The following is a 20,081-nucleotide window of genomic DNA, read 5'->3' on the forward strand; positions in this document are numbered from 1 at the left end:
TATTCTTATTGATTTTAAGAGTAGGCGGCTTTTTTGCGTTCTCTGGTACTGTTTACATAGCCACCTTGACAAAGTGGATAAATCTATGCAAAAGGGATAAGGCTTTAGCACATTTTGAAAGAGGGTATCGCAGTGGCTATGATGGGCAAAAAAGAAAAAATGAGGAATCTTTTAATCATTTTAAGTGCATAACCCGTTATTATATATATACAGATATTCAATGGAAAGGAGTCTGATGCGTGTTGAGTGATGACGAATTAGTGGAACAGATTCTACTTGGAAATGAAAATGTAGCAGAAGAATTGATAAAACGCTATTATACATCTATTTTACGTTACTGTAGGTGGCATTGCTCTAATCTGGAAAAAGCAGAAGACCTGACTCAGGAAACATTTTTGAAGTTGTTTAAGAATTTATCCGGATATAAAGGGAAAAAGAAATTTAAGGCTTATCTATACACGATTGCAAATCATTTATGTATTGATGAAAGTAGGAAGGTTGAGTTTTATCCATTAGAAGATGAAGAAAATATAGTGCATGAGTATAACGACATAGTTCGGCTAGAGGATAGGGCAGAGATAAGCTATTTTTTGAATTTTTTATCATCAGAACAAAGGGAAGCAGTCATTCTACGCTTTGGAGAACAACTTAGTTTTGGAGAGATTGCAAAAGTGATGGGATGCAATATGCGAACAGCACAAAGCAGGGTTCGTAATGCTTTAAAAATTATGAGAAAGGAGCAGGAAAATGAAAGATAAAAATTTGAAGGGCTATTTACAGCAATCTTTAGGAGAGGAAGTACAACCTAAAAGATTAGAGGAAACGATTAAGCTTTGCACTGAAATTGTACGAGAACAGGAAGTGACTAGGGCAGAACCGAGGACAGGTTTCTTTCACTATCTTTCAGATGTATTTCGCTTTGAAGGTATTCCAATATTTGGTTTGCAGGCAGTAACGTTATTTATAGTTTGTTTAACAATTGCCAGCATTGCAGACGTGCCAAAGAATATACCAATTTTTATGCCGCTGTTTGTATTGGCTATCATGCCAGCAATTTTTAAAAGCCAATATTATGGAATGAGCGAGATTGAAGCGGTAACAAGAGCTTCTGGTGCCCAAATCACGTTAGCAAAGCTGGTTTTGGCTGGGGCTGCTAATTTGGTGTGTATAACAATTCTTTTGTGTATGGAAGTTTATTTGCAAAATTCTTATAAAGAGATTGGACAGATGATTCTATACTGCCTGGTTCCGTACTTAGTGTGTATAGTTGCGTTGCTACGTTTGATCCGTTTGCAAAAGAAACAGAGTTTACAGATATGTGCGATTGTAATGCTGGGTTCCTGCATTTGTTGGGGGATGTCAGCAAGAATATTGCCATGGTTATATGAAACATCAGCAGTGGGGGTGTGGATTGTTACATTTTTGATTTTTGCTATGTTCTTTATAAATGAAATTCATTATATTGCAGAGATGAGAAAGGAAGGAAAAATGTATGGAATTGTCGCTTGATCGTTTAACAAAACAGTATGGCAGGAAAATAGCGGTAGATTGTGTTAGTGCAACCTTAAAGCCGGGAGTATATGGTCTTTTGGGGGCTAACGGTGCAGGTAAAACAACATTGATGCGTTTGCTATGTGCTGTTTTGGAGTCAACCTCAGGGGAGGTATTGCTGGATGGAAAAGAAGTAACTTCGATGGGGGCAGATTACCGGAATGTGTTGGGTTATTTACCACAGGATTTTGGATATTATCCAAATTATACTGCGATGGAGTTCTTAATGTATATTGCAGCACTGAAAGGAATACCGAAGAATGTTGCAAAAAAACGTGTGACTGAATTGTTGGAAGTAGTTGATTTAAGCCATGTGGCAAACAAAAAAGTAAAAACTTTTTCCGGTGGTATGAAACAAAGAGTAGGAATTGCACAGGCGTTACTTAATAATCCGAAAATTTTGATTTTGGATGAGCCGACTGCGGGACTTGATCCGAAAGAGCGTGTCCGTTTTCGTAATCTGCTCTCAGAGTATGCAGGCGATAAAATTGTAATTCTTTCCACACATATTGTATCGGATATAGAAGCAATAGCAGATGAAGTGCTATTGATGAAAAAAGGAAAATTAGTATTGCAGGGTACGGTTCCTGAGTTGATTCACAAGGCAAATGGTAAGGTTTGGGAGCTTTCTGTTTCTCCACAAGAAGCTAGACAATGGCAGACAAAAGCAACGGTTGCTAATTTACGGCACGAAGGAAAAGAAATTATATTGCGTATTATTTCAGACAATATTCCTAGTGAGCGAGCGGTTTCTTGTGAAGCTACACTGGAAGATCTTTATTTATTTTATTTTCCCACAGAGGAAGGAGTGAAATAGAATGGAACTATTTTGGTTAGAGCATAAAAAGTTATGGCGAAAGAAAATTGTTAAAATATGTGTGTTGTTGTGTTTTGTTTATTATGTAATTTTTGGAAGCATACTTTCGTTTCAATGGTTCGGTTTTGGCAGCTCAGATGACTATACAAGTGCTTTTGGCAATAATTTTGATGGATATACAGTAATAAAGGATAGTCAGGGATATGCACTTTCATTTGGTGGAGAATTGACGGATGAAACCTTGCAGCAAATAGTAAGTGATTATCAGCAAATGGAAGCTGACGGTATGGAGGAAGAACTGGAAAAGACAGACTGGCAGATAGTTAATAGTTGGCTCGCAACATTGTATCCGGAGCTTCGAGATACCAGTAATTATAAAACGATGATAAGCTATGTTGATCCGGATAAGTTAACAGGTTTCTATGAAAGAAGACAGCAGGTGCTTGATGAGTTTTTGGATGTCAGTGGTCAGGTAGGAGCTGAAAAAGAGTTTTTACATCAGATAGAGAGAAAGGTAGAAAAACCATTTCATTATGAGTGGGTAGAAGGATGGTCAACGCTTCTTGGTAGTACGGTTGCGGATCTGGGAGTTGTGATGGCTTTGTTTCTCGGTATTGTTTTATCCTCTTTATTTGCTGGCGAATGGCATGATAATACAAGTGCATTAGTATTGACGACTCGAAATGGTTGGGGGAAAATCGCTCTTGCCAAAATTCTTACTGGTTTAGCGTTTACAGTGGAGTTATTTGCATTACTTGCTGTTTCAAGTGTTATATCACAGTTGTTTTTTATGGGAACTGCTGGATGGGATATGCCGATTCAGAATATCAAGCTGATTGCTGTTGCACCTATGAATATGCTGCAGGCAGAAATTTATGAATATGCTTTTGTACTGCTTGGAGCAATAGGTTTTGCCGGAATTGTTATGTTTATATCAGCGGCTGTAAAAAATAATGTACTTACCTTACTGCTTAGTCTGGCTGTTGTATATGGACCAATGATGATTGCAGAATATCTTCCTTATGGAATGCAAAAAGCATTGGATTTAATACCATTGGTAGGAAGTTCAACAGATATTTTCAGAACTAATACTTTTCGTATTTTTGGCAAGCTTATCTGGTCACCATATCTACTTATTACAATTCCTGTCTTGATTGGTATTCTAAGTATGCCATTCGCTATAAAGAGCTGGTCAAGAAGGATGAAGGCATAAATAACAGATTGACGGAGATACCACCAAATTACAGACTGGCTTCCTGTATAATTCAAAGTGTAGGAAAAATAAAAAATTATATTTCATCAACGTTTCATAAAAGGTGTGTAGAATGATATTAAAAGTAGCTATAAAATGCTATTGTGAAAAAAATAAAGGAGAAATAATTTATGAAAAAATGCTTGTCCAGTAGATGCAATTAGTTATGGAGTAAGAAAATAGAAAGGAGTAGTTAGGAAAGTGATAAAAAATGCTATAGCATATATTACAAGAAAGAGAAATAGAACTTTAATAATTTTTATCATATTAACTATAGTTCTTTCTTGCTTGTATTCTTGTTTAACAATAATGAAATCAAGCGATGAAATAGAAAAGGCTTTATATGAAAGTTCTAATTCTTCAATATCAATAACAAGAAAAGATGGTAACTATTTTAATGTTAATGAATTTAAAGATATTGAAAAATTAAAAGAAATTGAAGAAATAATAATGCAATATGATGGATTAGCAAAGCTAAAAGATGCTAAAGTAGTTAGCGGAGAACAAAGAATAAATAGAGAAGATTTATCTGACGAATTTAAGAATGTTGTTTCACTCGAAGCTACAAATAATACTAAAAGAAATATTTTATTTAGTAGTGGAGTATTTACAATTAAAGAAGGTAAAAATATAGGAGAAAATGATAAGGATTCAATTATTGTTCATGAAGAATTTGCTAAACAAAACAATCTAAAATTAGGTGATGAAGTTGATCTTGAATTACTAGATATTGAAAAAAGTGGAAAAATAAAAAGTCATAAATTTAAAATTATAGGAATCTTTTCTGGTAAAAAACATGAAACATATACAGGGCTATCTTCTGATTTTAGCGAAAATATGGTGTTTGTAGATTATTCAACAAGTCAAGAGATATTAAATAAATCAGAAAATAATAAAATCGCAAATAAAATTTTAATGTATTCTGGTAGTGCAGAATCTACAGACTTAGCCTTAAACAAATTAAAAGAGCTTAAAATTGATGAGTCAAAGTATTTTGTTGAAAAAGATTCTAATGCGTTTGAAGAGTCTTTGGAGTCAGTGAGTGGAATAAAACACATAATAAAAATAATGACTTATTCTATTATGTTAGGTGGGATGGTTGTTCTTTCATTAATCTTGATTCTATGGTTAAGAGAAAGAATTTATGAAATAGGTATATTTTTATCTATTGGAACACCTAAGATACATATTATAATGCAATTTATATTCGAGTTAATATTCATATCGCTACCAAGTATAATATCTTCCTTATTTTTAGGAAATGTATTACTAAAAGTAATTGCAGGTGGAATCGTTAACTCAGAGGACTCAATGATTTCTGGTGGAAGTTTAATAAATGATAGTTTTATGTTAAATATTACAACACTTGGACAAAGTTATTTAATATTAATAAGTATTATTGTTTTATCAGTTGTATTTGCTTCTTCATTAATATTAATCAAGAAGCCTAAAGAAATATTATCAAAAATAAGTTAGGAGAAAATGATGGAAATATTAGAAATAAAGAATGTATCATATAGTTATGCCAATTCTAAAGAAAAAGTTTTGTCAGGAGTAAATCAAAAATTTGAACTTGGGAAGTTTTATGCGATAGTAGGAAAGTCAGGAGCAGGAAAATCTACACTTCTTTCCTTACTTGCTGGACTCGATAAACCTCAAACAGGACAAATATTGTTTAAGAATGAAGATATACAAAAGAAAGGATATAGTAATCATAGAAAAAATAATATATCTTTAGTATTTCAAAACTATAATTTAATAGATTATTTATCGCCGATTGAAAATATTAGATTAGTGAATAAATCAGCAGATGAAAGTATCTTGTTTGAACTAGGCTTAGATAAAAAACAAATAAAAAGAAATGTTATGAAATTATCTGGTGGACAGCAGCAAAGAGTAGCTATTGCCAGAGCATTGGTATCAGATGCTCCAATAATACTGGCTGATGAGCCTACTGGTAATCTGGATAGTGTTACTGCCGGAGAAATAATTAATATATTAAAGACATTAGCTAAAGAAAGGAATAAATGTGTAATAGTTGTAACACATAGTAAGGAAGCAGCAGATTCTGCGGATATCATTTTAGAGCTAAGTGGTAAGAAGTTAAAAAAAGTAAATAAAATGAATTTGGAGGTTGAATAATGATAAAAAATGCATTTGCTTATATAACTAGAAAAAGCTTAAAATCAATAATTATTATGTTAGTTATTTTGGCTATGTCAACTTTAAGTCTTATAAGTTTATCTATTAAAGATGCTACGGACAGAGCCTCAAAAGAAACATTTGCTAATATAACAAATAGTTTTTCTATGGAGATAAATAGACAAGTAAATCCAGGAACACCTAGAGGTGGAGGAAATGTAAAAGGTGAAGATATTAAAAAGATAGCTCAAACAGATAGTATAGACTCCTATGTAAAAAGAATAAACAGTGTTGCAGATTTAGTTGATTATGATATTATTGAAACTAAAGAGACTCTTGCGAATCAATCGCCTAAAAGAGCGAAGAATTTTAAAAGAACAGTGATGTTAACCGGAGTTAACGACTCATCAAAAGAAACAAAATTTGTATCAGAAGCATATAAATTAGTAGAAGGAAAGCATTTAGAAAATGAAGATAAAAATAAAATCTTAATGCATAAAGATTTAGCTGAAAAAAATAATCTTAAAGTTGGAGATAAGATAAAAATAAAATCTAATTTATTTGATGCTGATAATGAGAAAGGTGCAAATGAAACAGTAGAAGTAGAAATTAAAGGTCTATTCGATGGGCATAATAGCGGTGGAGTAAGTGCAGCACAGGAACTATACGAAAATACATTAATCACTGATGTTCATACAGCTGCTAAAGTTTATGGTAATACAGAAGATACAGCTGTATACCAGGATGCAACATTCTTTGTAAAAGGTGATAAGAATCTTGATAGTGTAATAAAAGAGATTGAGAAATTAGATATAAATTGGAGAGAATATAATTTGATTAAAAGTTCATCAAATTATCCTGCATTACAACAATCTATATCAGGTATCTACTCAATTTCAAATAAATTATTTGCTGGCTCATTAATATTTGCAGGGGTTGTAGTTTCATTATTATTATTATTATGGATGAATGCCAGAAAGAAGGAAATAGCAGTATTACTATCATTAGGTATATCAAAATTAGAAATTTTTGGTCAATTCCTGATTGAGATGGTATTTATATCAATCCCCGCATATGTTGGCTCTTATTTCTTAGCTAGGTATACAGCTGAAAAGCTTGGGAATAATATATTGAATAAGGTTACTGGTGATATAGCTAAACAAATTGCCAGACAATCTGCATCTAGCCAATTAGGTGGTGGGGCAGAAGCTGAAGGATTTAACAAGACATTATCAAGTTTAGATATAAATGTATTACCTAAATTCATATTTTATGTAGTTATATTTATGAGTTTAGTACTTCTTGTATCTTTGATTATTTCTTCATTCAATATATTAAGAAGGAATCCAAAAGAATTATTAATTGACAATAAATAAAATTTTTGGTGCTTTTTAGCACCAAAAATTTTTTTGCTTTTAAATATCCAATAATATGCTGTACAATATAAGCGAATAGGCTTAAGTGGAGGTATACATGAAAATATTAATTGTTGAAGATGATAATATGATAAGAGAGGGATTAAGTGAATATCTTTCAGAATTTGGATATACTGTTATTCAAGCTAAAGATGGAAGAGAAGCCTTGTCAGAATTTAATAGCGATATAAATTTGGTTATCTTAGACATACAGATACCTTTTATAAATGGTTTAGAAGTATTGAAAGAAATTAGAAAGAAAAGCAATTTACCAATTCTAATCCTGACTGCATTTAGTGATGAAGAATATAAAATTGATGCGTTTACTAATCTGGCAGATGGATATATAGAAAAGCCATTTTCATTGCCTGTCTTAAAGGCTAGAATAGATTCTTTAATTAAGAAGAATTATGGACATTTAGAGAAGTTTGAATATAAGGATCTATCGGTTAATTTTAATAGCTATACAGCTAAAATAAATGGTGAAGAAATAGATGTAAATGCAAAAGAACTAGAAGTATTAAAATGTTTATTGGATAATAATGGACAAGTGTTAACAAGAATGCAAATTATTGATTATGTATGGAAAGATAGCGAAGAAACTCCTTATGATCGAGTAATAGATGTATATATAAAAGAACTTAGAAAAAAATTACAATTAGACTGTATAACTACTATAAGAAATGTAGGATATAAATTGGAGAGAAAATGAAAAAATTAAAGATATTTCCCAAAATGTTCATACAAATATTTTCTGTTCTTGGAATAATAATTATATTAGTTCATTCATTAGTTTTTTTTATCTTTCCTAAAACATATTTGGAGACGAGAAAAGAAAAGATTTATAATATTGCAAATGAAATTTCTAGTAATATGAATGGAAAAGAAATAAAATATATAGAACAAACTTTGGAACTTTATTCTAAGAGTAGTGAAATAAAAGCATTTATAAAAGAAGAAAATAATAAGAATGAAATACAAATCAAAGATAATATAAATGTTAATTTAGAAAGTGATAGTAATTCTCTGATAATTGAAGAAAGAGAAATAAAGCTTAATGATGGTAAAAAAATAAATCTACAATTTGTTTCTACAGCTGATATGCAAAGAGATGCGAAAGATTTAAGCCTTAAATTTTTACCATATTCATTATTAATATCAATTTTATTTTCTGCTATTATTTCTTTAATTTATGCAAAATCAATAAAAAATAATTTACAAGAAATAAAAATTGTTACTGATAAAATGATGAAACTGGATAAAAAAACGCGTTTAAAAGTTAGCTCTAATGATGAGGTTGGAGAATTAAAACAACAAATTAATGATTTGTATTCTACTTTATTAAGAACAATTGACGATTTGGAATTTAAAAATAAAGAAATTTTAAAATTAGAAAAGTTAAAATATGACTTTTTTAAAGGCGCATCCCATGAACTTAAAACTCCTCTTGCTAGTCTTAAAATAATACTGGAAAACATGAAATACAATATTGGAAAATATAAAGAAAGAGATATTTATATTAATGAATGTATTGAAATCGTTGATAGTTTAACAAAAAATATTTCTCAAATATTATCAGTTCATTCTATAGAAAATTTGAATAATGATGAAGAATATTTGAAAATAAATGATACATTAGAAGACATATTAAAAAAGTATGAAATATTAGCAAATCAAAAGAAAATAACTGTCAATAATTATATATTAGATGAGAATATTTATATAGGAAAAACAGCTTTAAAGATTATTCTATCTAATTTGATTAGTAATGCGGTAAAATATACTGATGTAAATGGGGTAATTAATATTGGGATAGTTAATGATTGGTTATATATAGAGAATACATACGGTAACAATAAAATTTCGAATATGGATAAAATATTTGATGTTAAATTTGATTTAAATAAGGAAAATAGTAATGGATTAGGTTTATATATTGTAAGTAATATTCTGAATAATTACAATATGGAATATAAAGCATTGCAGGATGAAGAATTTTTTATCTTTAAAATTAAAATATTTTCTTAAACAAGATATAATTCTGCAATAGTTTCTGTTTTTTTTTATGCCCATTTTTACGGAAGGAGGTATCGACCGTTGCTAACAGAATTATGGGTATTACTGTCGAGATTGGCGCAATTTTAGCAATATTTCCTGAGCGGGGGCAGAAAGTGCCCCCACTTTCACTATTTGGGGGCGAAAAGCGCCCCACATATAATAAACAAAGGGTTCAAGGGAAAAGTCCCTTGCTAGAACAGCATTTGGATGTAGACATCTCTAATGCGTATCTAGCCGTCAACCTAAGAAGTATCAAGGCAGCCAAAACAGCAGATTAATCATGCAACATTTCCTACTGGTTAATCACCATGTCATTTTCATTTTGTGTTATAATGTGTTATCAGATTTTTTGCCCTTGTATTTGCCCTTATCAGAGTTCGTAAACACTGGTGGGACGATTCATGCGGAAACTGAATTTGATAATATATATTACATTAGTATTTTAAGGAGAATGTATGGAAGGTGAAAGAAAAACATTGACACAGCTATCTGTGCCAATATGCCTGGAAACTTTATTTTATATGCTTTCAGGTATGGTTGATACACTGATGTTATCATCAGTAAGTGATCAGGCTGTGGGGGCTGTTGGAACAGCAAATACATATATAGGTGTTTTTATTATCATGTTCGGGGTAATATCATCCGGTATGGTAGCAGTTATGTCACAAAATATTGGAGCTGGAAAACCTGGAATTGCATATCAGGCCAGACAGCTTGGACTTGTATTTAATGCACTGACAGGTATCCTGATGTCTTTTATTCTTGCTGCTTTTTCTGGGTGGATACTTAAGATAGTGAGTATTGCCCCTGCTTTACTTGAGCCGGCTGAAACATACCTTAAAATTGTTGGAGGTGCAAGTTTTTTAAATGCGCTTATTCCAATTTTTTCGAGTTATTTAAGAGTGTTTGGTTATACAAAACATTCCTTAATAGGCACAGTTGTTGGTAATGTAATTAATATTATATTGAATTCGGTATTCTTGTTTGTGTTTAACTGGGGAGTAATGGGAGTTGCTGCTGCAACAGTTTTTTCAAAGGTTGTGAATCTTATTATTGTAGCAGCAATGGGAGCTGTACTTATAAAAGCAAAGCAAAGTCCTGAGCGCGCACAACCACGAAAGATACTTGCACAGATTGTTAAAATCGGTTTTCCTTCGGCATTCGAAACAGCACTTTATAATGTGGCAATGACATTTATAGTATGTTTTATGAACCATATGGATACGGATGGAATGAATGTTACAGCTCGTTCGTATGCTATGCAGATAGCCAATTTTTCATATTGTGTGGGAGCTGCGCTTGCACAGGCAAATGCCATTATGACGGGCTGGAGAATCGGGGCAAAGAAGTATGAGGAATGTGACAGGGGTACGCGAAAAGCTGTGATATATGGTCTTGTAACAGCAACGTGCTTTTCTGTGACATTTGCAATTACCGGACGTTTTATCGTTCATATATTTACGAATGATATACAGATGATTGATCTTGTAGTAAAACTGTTGGTAGTAGATATATTTCTTGAATTTGGAAGAGTGACAAATCTTGTATATGGCCAGGCATTAAAAACAAGTGGAGATGCTATTTTCCCTGTTATAATGGGTGCAATATTTATGTATCTGTTTGCAGTTGGTGGAACATATTTTCTTGGAATACATATGGGGCTGCTTGCGGTAGGGGCATATATTGCCATGGCAGGTGACGAGTGTGCGAGAGCAGTTGGAATGGTGCTTAGATGGAAAAGTGGAAAATGGAAAAGTAAGAGTCTTGTAGAATAGAAGAGAATATGTCTTTTCGTGTGGAGAGGCAGTTAGAGGATAAATTGGAATTTACTGTTGAAAGGATTAAACAATGCCAGGTTACATAATGGATTTAAGAAAGCTTGTAGGACACAGGACACTGATGCAGTGCGCCGCAAGCATAATAATAGTGAATGAAAAGAACCAGATTCTTTTAGGAAAGCGTACAGATAATCACAAATGGGGATATGCCGGGGGTTCTATTGAACTTGACGAGAGAGTGGAGGATTGTGCAAGAAGAGAGCTGTTTGAGGAGACAGGTCTTATTGCAGATGAGATAGAATTTTTTATGGTGAATTCCGGTCCGGAGGTGCATTACGTGTATCCTAATGGAGATGAAGTGTCTAATATTGAGATTATATATGTGTGCAGAAAATACCATGGAGAATTAAAGAGACAGGAAGAAGAAATTGAAGAACTGAAGTTTTTTAATATTGCCGAGGTTGAACTGGATAACATTTCACCACCGATAAGACCAGTGGTGAAACGGTTTATAGAACAGAATTCTTAGCAAATGCTGTGCAGATGAAATGCATTTTTTCTGAATTCAATAAGCCCTTCATCACGCATTTTTCCAAGTTCCTTGGAAAGTGCTGAACGGTCAACGTTAAGATAATCGGCAAGCTGCTGGCGGTCGAATGGAATTACGAATTCCTGACTGCCAGCTTTTCTTGACTCATTGGACAGATATATAAGAAGCCTTTCTCGGATTGTCTTAGGTGATGTGCAGAATATCCGGTTAGACAGGGTGAGATTCTTCTGAATGGAAATGTGCAGCAGATTGTTAAGGATTGTATCTTTGCAGTGTGTATTTTCAGATTGTGAATTCATCAATTTATCCATATCAAGAAAAAGAATCACACTTGTTTCAGATGCAACCGCATCTACCATGAGCGGTTCGCCAGTCAGAGCATATGTTTCAGCAAATACATGTCCCGGAGTAATATTGCTCATAATAGCTTTGTTGCCCCACAAATCTATATATTCAATAGTTACCTGACCAGATGCAACAATTCCAATTTCGTGAACGCTGTCTGTTACATGATATATAAACGAATTTTTGCGGAATTTTCTGGCACGCAGAAATCCGGCTGCGGTCATCTCTGATATTTCTGATTCGGTGATATCTTTAAATATTGGTGATTTGATAATTGCCATAAGTTCTCCTTATACTGCCCCGGTAAAATCCAATTTTCTGACTTAAAATACATTTTTAATAAATTATCAAAAATGTGGTTAAAACAACATATTTATTATGCTCATTATATTATTCTTTAATCACGAAATCAATGAGAACACAGGAGGATTAAGTGATGATAAGAAGAGTTATTCATATTGATGAGGATAAATGTAATGGGTGCGGAGCATGCGTGACAGCATGTCATGAGGGGGCAATCGGATTGGTTGATGGAAAGGCAAGACTTATGAGAGACGATTACTGTGATGGTCTTGGTGATTGCCTGCCACAGTGTCCTACAGGGGCAATTTCATTTGTAGAAAGAGAAGCGGCAGCATATGATGAAGCTGCGGTTCTTGCCAATAAAGCTGCAAAGGAGCAGGCTGCAGCGAAACCACATTTTTCAGGATGCCCTGGAAGCATGATGAGACAGTTTAACAGAAATTCACAGGTAAATGCGAAGACAGAAGATTCAGCAGCAGGATACACAGTATCCCCGGTTGCACCAGAATCCCAGCTTGCACAATGGCCATGTCAGATTAAGCTTGTGCCGGTTAATGCACCATACTTTGACGGAGCAAAGCTTTTAATCGCGGCGGATTGTACAGCATATGCATATGCCAATATGCATCAGGATTTCATGAAGGGAAGGATTACTATTATCGGCTGTCCGAAGCTTGATGATGTTGATTACAGTGAAAAGCTTACACAGATAATAAGTAACAATAATATTCAGAGTGTTACTATTGTTCGAATGGAAGTTCCATGCTGCGGAGGACTTGAATATGCTGCAAGGACAGCATTACAGAACAGTGGAAAATTCATTCCATGGCAGGTTGTGACGATTTCAACTGATGGGAAAATATTAGATTAAAAAATATTAGAAATAACACTAAAATATTGCCAACACATGAATTTTGAATTATAGTATTAGTGCTTTATAAAATTCTTATAAATATTTGGAGGACTTATGAAAAAAATAAAAGCGCTTATGCCGGAAGCATATGATTTTAATGGAAAGCTTCCGCTAAAACAGGCAATACCGCTTGGACTTCAGCATGTAATGGCAATGTTTGTAGGTAATCTTACACCGCTGCTTATTATTACAGGTGCATGTGGAATTGGGGCAGGAAGTGAATATGCATCTATCCAGGTTGCACTTTTACAGAACGCAATGATTATTGCAGGTATTGTAACACTTATTCAGTTGTTTTCAATCGGACCTGTTGGTGGAAAGGTACCTATTATTATGGGTACAAGCTCTGGATTTATCGGAGTATTCAGCAGTGTTACCAAGATTATGGGTGGCGGAATATTAGCTTATGGTGCAATTATGGGAGCATCTATTATAGGTGGTCTTTTTGAGACTGTACTTGGAGCATTTATTAAACCATTAAGAAAATTCTTCCCATCAGTAGTAACAGGAACAGTAGTTCTTTCCATAGGATTGTCGCTTATCTCAGTAGGTATCAATTCATTTGGTGGTGGAAGCTCTGCTAAGGATTTTGGTTCATTGGAAAATCTTTTCTTAGCATTTGTTGTGCTTGTAGTTATATTATTTGTTAAGCACTGGACTAAGGGATATCTTAGTTCATCTGCAATTCTTGTTGGAATTATTGTGGGTTATATTGTAGCAATTATTATGGGACTGGTTCTTCCACATACAGCAGTTACAGCTGATGGAGTTGAGTATACTAAATCATGGGTACTTAACTGGAACAAGGTAGCAGAGGCTAAATGGATTGCAATTCCAAAGTTTATGCCAGTTAAGCCTGTGTTTGATTTAAGAGCAATACTTCCTGTACTTGTAATGTTTGTTGTAACAGCAGTAGAGACTGTTGGTGATATTTCAGGCGTTATGGAAGGTGGAATGGGAAGAGAGGCAACAGATAAGGAGCTTTCTGGAGGCGTAATGTGTGATGGTCTTGGTTCAACACTTGCAGCAATGTTCGGTGTGCTTCCTAATACATCATTCAGCCAGAATGTAGGACTTGTTGCAATGACTAAGGTTGTTAACAGAGTTGCACTTGCATCAGGTGCGGTATTCCTTATATTATGCGGACTTATACCTAAGCTTGGAGCACTTATATCAATCATGCCACAGTCAGTACTTGGTGGTGCAGCAGTTATGATGTTCTCATCAATCATAGTAAGTGGTATCCAGCTTATTACTAAAGAGCCGCTTGATGCAAGAAGACTTTCAATTGTTTCAGTTGCACTTGGTGTAGGTTACGGAATGGGTGTAAGCCCTGCAATTCTTGAACATACACCACAGGCAGTACAGCTTATGTTTGGTGAGTCAGGTATTGTACCTGCAGCATTTGTGGCAATATTACTTAATGTGATACTTCCTAAGAGCAAACCGGCTAATGAAGAAACTTCAAAAGACGAGTAATATCGTCTGGAGTATCGATATCATATAGTTCATATTCATCCCGTACAGGAACTAATACAACCTGTGCGGGATATTTTTTTGTTAAGAACCCGCCGCCTTTTTTCTCAGGAAGGTTTAGAAGCTCATCGTAATATTTTGCAGGAAATATACATGGAGAACCAGCATTTTCATTGTAGGAAAGTCTGCATATCTTATCATCATAATAAAGAAATGTAAGACACAGAAGCTGCAGGCTTGTCCTTGTAATAAGCGGCTGGTCTGATGGCAGGAAAAGGATTCCCTGAGGCTGCAGATTACCTGAAGAAGCGTTATCTGATAGAATTCTGGTAACTCCAAGCTGGACCATTTCATTTCTGTATGGCATGTCATGTCGGAGAAAATGTATATTTTTATCTTCACATATACGGACAACTTCATCATGCCGTGTTACTGCAAGTGTCTCACCAAAGCCGGCAAAATGGCTTATAGATACTGCATTTTCAAAAAGAGAGCGTCCATTAAAGTCTGTAATCAGCTTATTAGAGCCAAAACGTTTTGACATACCGGAAGCCATAATAATGCAAGAAAGCGTTTCAAATGTGCTGTCAATATCAATAACAAGAACATCTTTCCTGTTACAGATTCTGTTTAGAAATTCTGTGGATTGTTTTCTGATTACAGCTAAAACATGTGAATTATCAAGCAGTTTTTCAACAGCCTTCTGAAATGGGATGCAAGAGCTTTCAAGATAACCAAGCTCATCAATAACAAATAACCTTTCAGGAGTTGTATCAAGATGTGTATCAATGGCAGGAATTGCGCAATTAATAAATCCATCTTCAATAATTGTCATATTATTGCCTTTAGATGCAGGATTAATTCCAGATGTCCGGGGTACACCAATTACGAATTCTTTATTGTCAGCAACCAGATTAGATTTAATGACAACCTGTGGCGTATCCGTTCTATGACTCTGTAACAGATTGAAAGAATCGGACATATATTTTAACATATTATTAACAAGATGAGATTTTCCACTGCCGCGGCTGCCTGTTATAAAAATGTGTTTTCTGCCGGTCATCCTGAAAAATGTAATTACGGCTTCTGCGTCCAAATAACAATTATTCATAAATCCCCCTATTACAAAGCAAGAACTATTCTGTGTACATTTCCCTTGGCATCAGTACATTCAGTAACATTGATATTATCATATATAAGAGACATTTTTTCATTGATTTCTGAAAGACTGGCTGCATGTACATCAATATCTGAAACAATTTTTCCATCTTTCATAAGAAGAATCCTGTCGCAGTACTCAAGTGCAAGTTCTGGACTGTGTATACACATGAGAGCACATTTGTTATCAGAAATAATATTCCGGATATGTTTCATAAGCATATGACGGTTAGAAAAATCAAGCGCACTGTCGGGCTCATCAAGAAGCAGAAGCGCCGAATCTTCTATAAGTGTGCGTGCAAGTATGCATAACTGCTTCTGGCCTTCGCTTAATGTGAGAAAGTCTGTATCATATAATCCGGAAAGGCCAACAGAATCGATAGCTTTATCAGCACGATATTTCATGTCGGAGTTATACGATTCAAGCATGTGAAGCTGTGGATTAAAGCCAAGCAGACAGACATCTCTTACAGTCATACTTACGCTTATTCCGGTTCTTTGTGGAATGTAGCTTATCATGCCGGCTCTTTTCCTGACAGACATACTTTCAAGCTGAAGCTCGCCAAGCATGCATTTTCCACTATGTTTAACAAGATTCATGACAGCTCTTATAAGTGAGGTTTTCCCGCAGCCGTTATTACCGATAATTGCTGTAAGCTGTCCAGGCTGAATGTCAAAGCTTACATTATGGACAGCACATTTGCTTCCATAATATACTGATACATCTGAAACATATAATTCAGAATTGAATAAATCGGACATTATGCAACCTCCTTTTTGTTAGCTTTGATAAGCAGGATTATAAGCAGCGGTGCACCAAGGAGTGATGTAAATATGCTTACAGGGAGTTCCGATGAGGATACACTTCTTGCAAATATATCAGCAAGTGTCATGATGATGGCACCAGCCAGTCCGCTTGATATGTATGTGTATCTGTCATTGCGTCTTGTGAGTAATCTGGCAATGTGAGGTGCAATAAGTCCAATAAAGCTGATAAGTCCGGTTACACATATAATTGATGATACGATTAATGTTGCAATCATTAATATGATAAAACGGAGAACTGTGACATTGACACCGAGAGCGGCAGCTTCATCCTCATTTATCGAGAGAATGAGAATCTGTCTGTATAATAAAGTCATGATTATAAAGCCTGCACATGTTACAAAGAAAGGAATAGCAAGGCTGTCCTTTGAAACACCGTTAAGGCTTCCCATGATCCAGTATTCAATAGAAGCAAGCTGTTTTTCAGGATCTGCAGCAAGTTTGAGAAACATAAGAATTGTCTGTGCTACAGAATGAATGGCAATACCAGCAAGTACAATTGTGTAACTGTTTCTGCCGGGAACAAGATAAGCCACAAGTAATGTGATTATAAGAGCAATTATTCCTCCGGCAAATGCGGATATTGATACAACAGGGGTTAAAGACGAAACCGCAACTATAGCAAAAGCTGCGCCGGCACTTGCACCGGAAGAAACACCGACAACATCAGGTGATGCCAGTGGATTTTTAAATATCATCTGATATACATAACCAGATATTGAAAGTCCAAAGCCTCCGATAATGCCCATAATAGCACGTGGAAGTCTTAGTCTTTTAAAGACCATAATTGACATAGTGTCTCCTGACAGCAGTCCTTTTAATGTGAGTGGATACTGTCCGGTAAGAACTGACCATGTAAACACTGCTATAAGAAGCAGTGCCCACATGACAGATAATAGTATAATTTTGTTCCTGTAATTATTAATATTCTTGAACATAAATCATCCTTAATTATTTTGCAGGTGTAAATCCATAAAAGCTTTCATAGAATTTAGTTACACAAGTTTCATAGAAATCTTTAGTTACCTTTTCTGGGTGAAGAACAGAAGCAATGTATATACTTCCAAGGAAGCTTCCAGGAACTGGAGAATCCCATGCTTCGATATCGTTAGGAAGCTTTACTACATTTTTGTTCTTAACAGCATTGCAGCTGGCAAGATTAGCATCGCTTAAGATGTCATCAACTGAGTAAGTTGCATCAGCAGCGATAACGATGTAATCAGGGTTCCATGCAAGAATCTGCTCGTAAGAAACATTTGCCCAGTAAGTATCTGTAAGTTCAGAAGCAACATTTTTACCACCTGCGTTAGTAAGCAGAGTATTCTGATACATCTTGCTTCCGGCAGTTGAGAGAACAGAGCTGTTACCTGCAAGGTATACAGATGGTGTATTTTCGCCAGAAACATTAGTCTTGTTATCAGCTAAAAATGTCTTGATTGAATTATTAAGTGCTTCAGCACGTCCTGCATTGTTAGTAATCTTTCCAACAAGAGTTATGCATTCCTCTAAAAGTGACTGGTCTTCTGGATTCACAACAATAGCCTTGATTCCAAGACTTTCAAGAGTATCAGCTGTTTTCTTTAATTTCATTGGAAGAAATACAACATCAGGTGCAGCAGCTACACATGCTTCAGTGTTAAATTCCTTGGCTGTTCCCATGTTAGGAAGGCTTACGATTGCAGGAGCTGCAAGCTTGTAAATATTTCTTGTGTTAGCCTTTGCTTCAATTCCAACGAGTTTATCCTGTAATCCAAGTGCAAGAAGAAGGCTTGTTGAAATGTAGTAAGATGATGCAATCTTTTCTGGAGCCTTTTCAAATGTTACGGTTCTACCAGCCTGGTCAGTAACAGTAAGAGGATAGCTTACGCCAATCTCATTAAACTGTGACATTACGTCAAATGCTGAAGTAGTAGCTTCTTCTGTGCCCTTATCAGAAGTTGTAGAATTGCCGCATGCTGCTAATGAAAAAAGCATGAGCATTGATAAAAAGAGGGCGGTAAATCTTTTAAAATTCTTCATGTTAAAAATCCTTTCTGTGAATTGGTTTGTGGAGGTTTGTTAGAACGGACGCCACGAAAATTGTTGAGTTCAACGCAGGACACGCTTTCGCTGCTTGTCGCTCGCAGCGGTACTAAGTTCGCGGGAATTTGTTGTCACTTCGTGCCAACTATTCCCGCTTACTAAGTACCGGCGGCTCCAAAGCATCCTGCGTTGGACTCAACAATTTTTCGTGGCTGTTGTTCTAAATATCTCAAAAAACAATTCTCATAAATTATATTAGCAAATGAATTTTATCAGATTGACAAGGGTTTTACAAGCCGTTATATTTATATAAGGAAAGAGAATGAGATTTTTTATCGATTTCTTGGTGAGTAAAGAATTTAGTAGTGAAGGTCGACAGACAGGTTGTGGCGGGCACAGACCCGATGCCAGCAGGCGAGGGCTCGATTTGCAGTGTGCTGTGTGGGAGTTATGCCGCCATATGCTTAAAGGTGTGTGCAGAAAATCTCGTTCAAGCGTAGCGCGTTTGATTTTCTGCACACTAATAGGCTTTGCAGATGGCGGCAGCTACTCCCACTAAGCTAAGCTGCCATGAGAGCCATCACCTGCAGGTAACGGGTCTGCGCCCGCCACAACCGTCCGTTGTTCATATCACTAATAAATAGATTGGAGTTTTTATGCTTACTATACAGAATTATAAGAAAGTAGAAAGCCTTGAAGAAGCCTATGAGCTTAATCAGAAGAAAGCTAACCGTATTGTCGGCGGCATGATGTGGATGCGTATGGGCGACAACAGAATGAATACAGCTATTGATATGTCAGGGCTTGGACTTGATAAGATTGAAGAATCAGATGAAGAATTTAAGATTGGCTGTATGACAACTTTAAGACAGTTAGAAGTTCATGAGAGTTTTAATGAATATACAGATGGCTGTGCTAAGGAGGCTTTAAGGCATATTGTAGGTGTGCAGTTCAGAAATCTTGCAACAGTTGGTGGAAGTATATATGGAAGATATGGATTTTCTGATGTGCTTACGCTTTTAATCGGACTGGATTCTTATGTAGAACTATACAAGGGAGGCATTGTTCCATTAACTGAGTATGCTGACCGTGATTATGACAGGGACATTGTTGTTAATATTATTGTTAAGAAAAGACCGGTGAATATGTTTTATGAAGCAGTGAGAATAACAGAAACAGATCTGCCGGTGCTTACATGTGCAGGAGTAAAGTTTAAAGATACTGGAGTCTGCAATATCTGCATAGGTGCAAGGCCGGGAAGAGCAATTGTTGTTAAAGATACAGAAGGAATACTTGCAGGCGGTATTAACGAGAAGTCGGTAGAAGAATTCAGTACATTTGTTAAGAAAAATGTGCCTACAGCGGGCAATATGAGAGGAAGTGCTGAGTATAGAAGTCATCTTTCAGGCGTTCTTGCAGGCAGGGCACTTCAGAATATTAACAGAGATTAATTGGTGATTACGGATTGGAGAATAT

At 35.2% G+C, this 20,081-nt stretch carries 20 protein-coding genes; 15 read left to right on the plus strand and 5 right to left on the minus strand.

Annotated features, from left to right (window positions below; genetic code table 11):
* The 12 genes from GKE48_RS14680 to GKE48_RS11640 form a co-directional block, all read left to right on the plus strand.
* Positions 1 to 236 (plus strand): hypothetical protein (locus tag GKE48_RS14680; protein WP_206671575.1); only part of this gene is annotated, 236 nt, incomplete at its 5' end.
* Between the two features lie 3 nt (positions 237 to 239).
* A complete protein-coding gene (locus GKE48_RS11590; protein WP_055215998.1) occupies positions 240 to 758 on the plus strand; it encodes an RNA polymerase sigma factor in 519 nt (172 codons plus the stop codon).
* Complete coding sequence (locus GKE48_RS11595) at positions 748 to 1,509, plus strand: hypothetical protein (protein ID WP_154301131.1); 762 nt, start codon at positions 748 to 750, stop codon at positions 1,507 to 1,509. The genes GKE48_RS11590 and GKE48_RS11595 overlap by 11 nt, the downstream gene beginning before the upstream one ends.
* Positions 1,493 to 2,368, plus strand: a complete 876-nt coding sequence (locus tag GKE48_RS11600; protein ID WP_154301132.1) for an ABC transporter ATP-binding protein — start codon at positions 1,493 to 1,495, stop codon at positions 2,366 to 2,368. Before GKE48_RS11595 ends, GKE48_RS11600 begins: the two co-directional genes overlap by 17 nt.
* Before the next feature lies 1 nt (position 2,369).
* On the plus strand, positions 2,370 to 3,581 hold the full coding sequence (locus GKE48_RS11605; protein ID WP_154301133.1) for an ABC transporter permease subunit: 1,212 nt from the start codon (positions 2,370 to 2,372) through the stop codon (positions 3,579 to 3,581).
* Between the two features lie 348 nt (positions 3,582 to 3,929).
* Positions 3,930 to 5,096: an FtsX-like permease family protein gene (locus GKE48_RS11610; RefSeq protein WP_154301195.1), complete on the plus strand. Its 1,167-nt coding sequence runs from the start codon at positions 3,930 to 3,932 to the stop codon at positions 5,094 to 5,096.
* A gap of 9 nt (positions 5,097 to 5,105) precedes the next feature.
* Positions 5,106 to 5,762 (plus strand): ABC transporter ATP-binding protein, encoded by a 657-nt coding sequence (locus GKE48_RS11615; RefSeq protein WP_041688199.1) that lies wholly within the window; start codon positions 5,106 to 5,108, stop codon positions 5,760 to 5,762.
* Positions 5,762 to 7,138 (plus strand): ABC transporter permease, encoded by a 1,377-nt coding sequence (locus GKE48_RS11620; protein ID WP_119221065.1) that lies wholly within the window; start codon positions 5,762 to 5,764, stop codon positions 7,136 to 7,138. Before GKE48_RS11615 ends, GKE48_RS11620 begins: the two co-directional genes overlap by 1 nt.
* Positions 7,139 to 7,235: 97 nt before the next feature.
* A complete protein-coding gene (locus GKE48_RS11625) occupies positions 7,236 to 7,889 on the plus strand; it encodes a response regulator transcription factor (protein WP_055216006.1) in 654 nt (217 codons plus the stop codon).
* Positions 7,886 to 9,205, plus strand: a complete 1,320-nt coding sequence (locus tag GKE48_RS11630; RefSeq protein WP_012739737.1) for a sensor histidine kinase — start codon at positions 7,886 to 7,888, stop codon at positions 9,203 to 9,205. Before GKE48_RS11625 ends, GKE48_RS11630 begins: the two co-directional genes overlap by 4 nt.
* A 485-nt stretch (positions 9,206 to 9,690) precedes the next feature.
* Positions 9,691 to 11,010, plus strand: a complete 1,320-nt coding sequence (locus GKE48_RS11635; protein WP_154301134.1) for an MATE family efflux transporter — start codon at positions 9,691 to 9,693, stop codon at positions 11,008 to 11,010.
* A gap of 73 nt (positions 11,011 to 11,083) precedes the next feature.
* Positions 11,084 to 11,542 carry an NUDIX hydrolase gene (locus GKE48_RS11640; RefSeq protein ID WP_154301135.1) on the plus strand — a complete coding sequence of 153 codons (459 nt, stop codon included), beginning with the start codon at positions 11,084 to 11,086 and terminating at the stop codon, positions 11,540 to 11,542.
* On the opposite strand, the gene GKE48_RS11645 is transcribed toward GKE48_RS11640, so the two are convergent.
* Complete coding sequence (locus GKE48_RS11645; RefSeq protein WP_154301136.1) at positions 11,539 to 12,189, minus strand: Crp/Fnr family transcriptional regulator; 651 nt, start codon at positions 12,187 to 12,189, stop codon at positions 11,539 to 11,541. The genes GKE48_RS11640 and GKE48_RS11645 overlap by 4 nt on opposite strands.
* A gap of 155 nt (positions 12,190 to 12,344) precedes the next feature.
* Between GKE48_RS11645 and GKE48_RS11650 the strand changes: the two genes are divergently transcribed.
* Both GKE48_RS11650 and GKE48_RS11655 read left to right on the plus strand, forming a co-directional pair.
* Entirely contained in the window at positions 12,345 to 13,082 is a 738-nt protein-coding gene (locus GKE48_RS11650; protein ID WP_154301137.1) for an ATP-binding protein, read from the plus strand.
* A gap of 96 nt (positions 13,083 to 13,178) precedes the next feature.
* Entirely contained in the window at positions 13,179 to 14,603 is a 1,425-nt protein-coding gene (locus tag GKE48_RS11655) for a uracil-xanthine permease family protein (protein ID WP_022098949.1), read from the plus strand.
* Here GKE48_RS11655 and GKE48_RS11660 read toward each other — a convergent pair.
* From GKE48_RS11660 to GKE48_RS11675, 4 genes are read right to left on the minus strand one after another with little or no spacing between them, the layout of a single operon-like run.
* Positions 14,575 to 15,711 (minus strand): NTP transferase domain-containing protein, encoded by a 1,137-nt coding sequence (locus GKE48_RS11660; RefSeq protein ID WP_154301138.1) that lies wholly within the window; start codon positions 15,709 to 15,711, stop codon positions 14,575 to 14,577. The genes GKE48_RS11655 and GKE48_RS11660 overlap by 29 nt on opposite strands.
* Before the next feature lie 11 nt (positions 15,712 to 15,722).
* Positions 15,723 to 16,520: an ABC transporter ATP-binding protein gene (locus tag GKE48_RS11665; RefSeq protein ID WP_154301139.1), complete on the minus strand. Its 798-nt coding sequence runs from the start codon at positions 16,518 to 16,520 to the stop codon at positions 15,723 to 15,725.
* A complete protein-coding gene (locus tag GKE48_RS11670; protein ID WP_154301140.1) occupies positions 16,520 to 17,521 on the minus strand; it encodes a FecCD family ABC transporter permease in 1,002 nt (333 codons plus the stop codon). Before GKE48_RS11670 ends, GKE48_RS11665 begins: the two co-directional genes overlap by 1 nt.
* 13 nt (positions 17,522 to 17,534) lie before the next feature.
* Complete coding sequence (locus GKE48_RS11675; RefSeq protein WP_154301141.1) at positions 17,535 to 18,602, minus strand: ABC transporter substrate-binding protein; 1,068 nt, start codon at positions 18,600 to 18,602, stop codon at positions 17,535 to 17,537.
* Between the two features lie 659 nt (positions 18,603 to 19,261).
* On the opposite strand from GKE48_RS11675, the gene GKE48_RS11680 reads away from it, so the two are divergent.
* On the plus strand, positions 19,262 to 20,056 hold the full coding sequence (locus GKE48_RS11680) for an FAD binding domain-containing protein (protein ID WP_012739722.1): 795 nt from the start codon (positions 19,262 to 19,264) through the stop codon (positions 20,054 to 20,056).
* Positions 20,057 to 20,081 lie beyond the last annotated feature (25 nt).

Source organism: Lachnospira eligens, assembly GCF_009680455.1.
GTDB classification, from domain to species: domain Bacteria; phylum Bacillota; class Clostridia; order Lachnospirales; family Lachnospiraceae; genus Lachnospira; species Lachnospira eligens_A.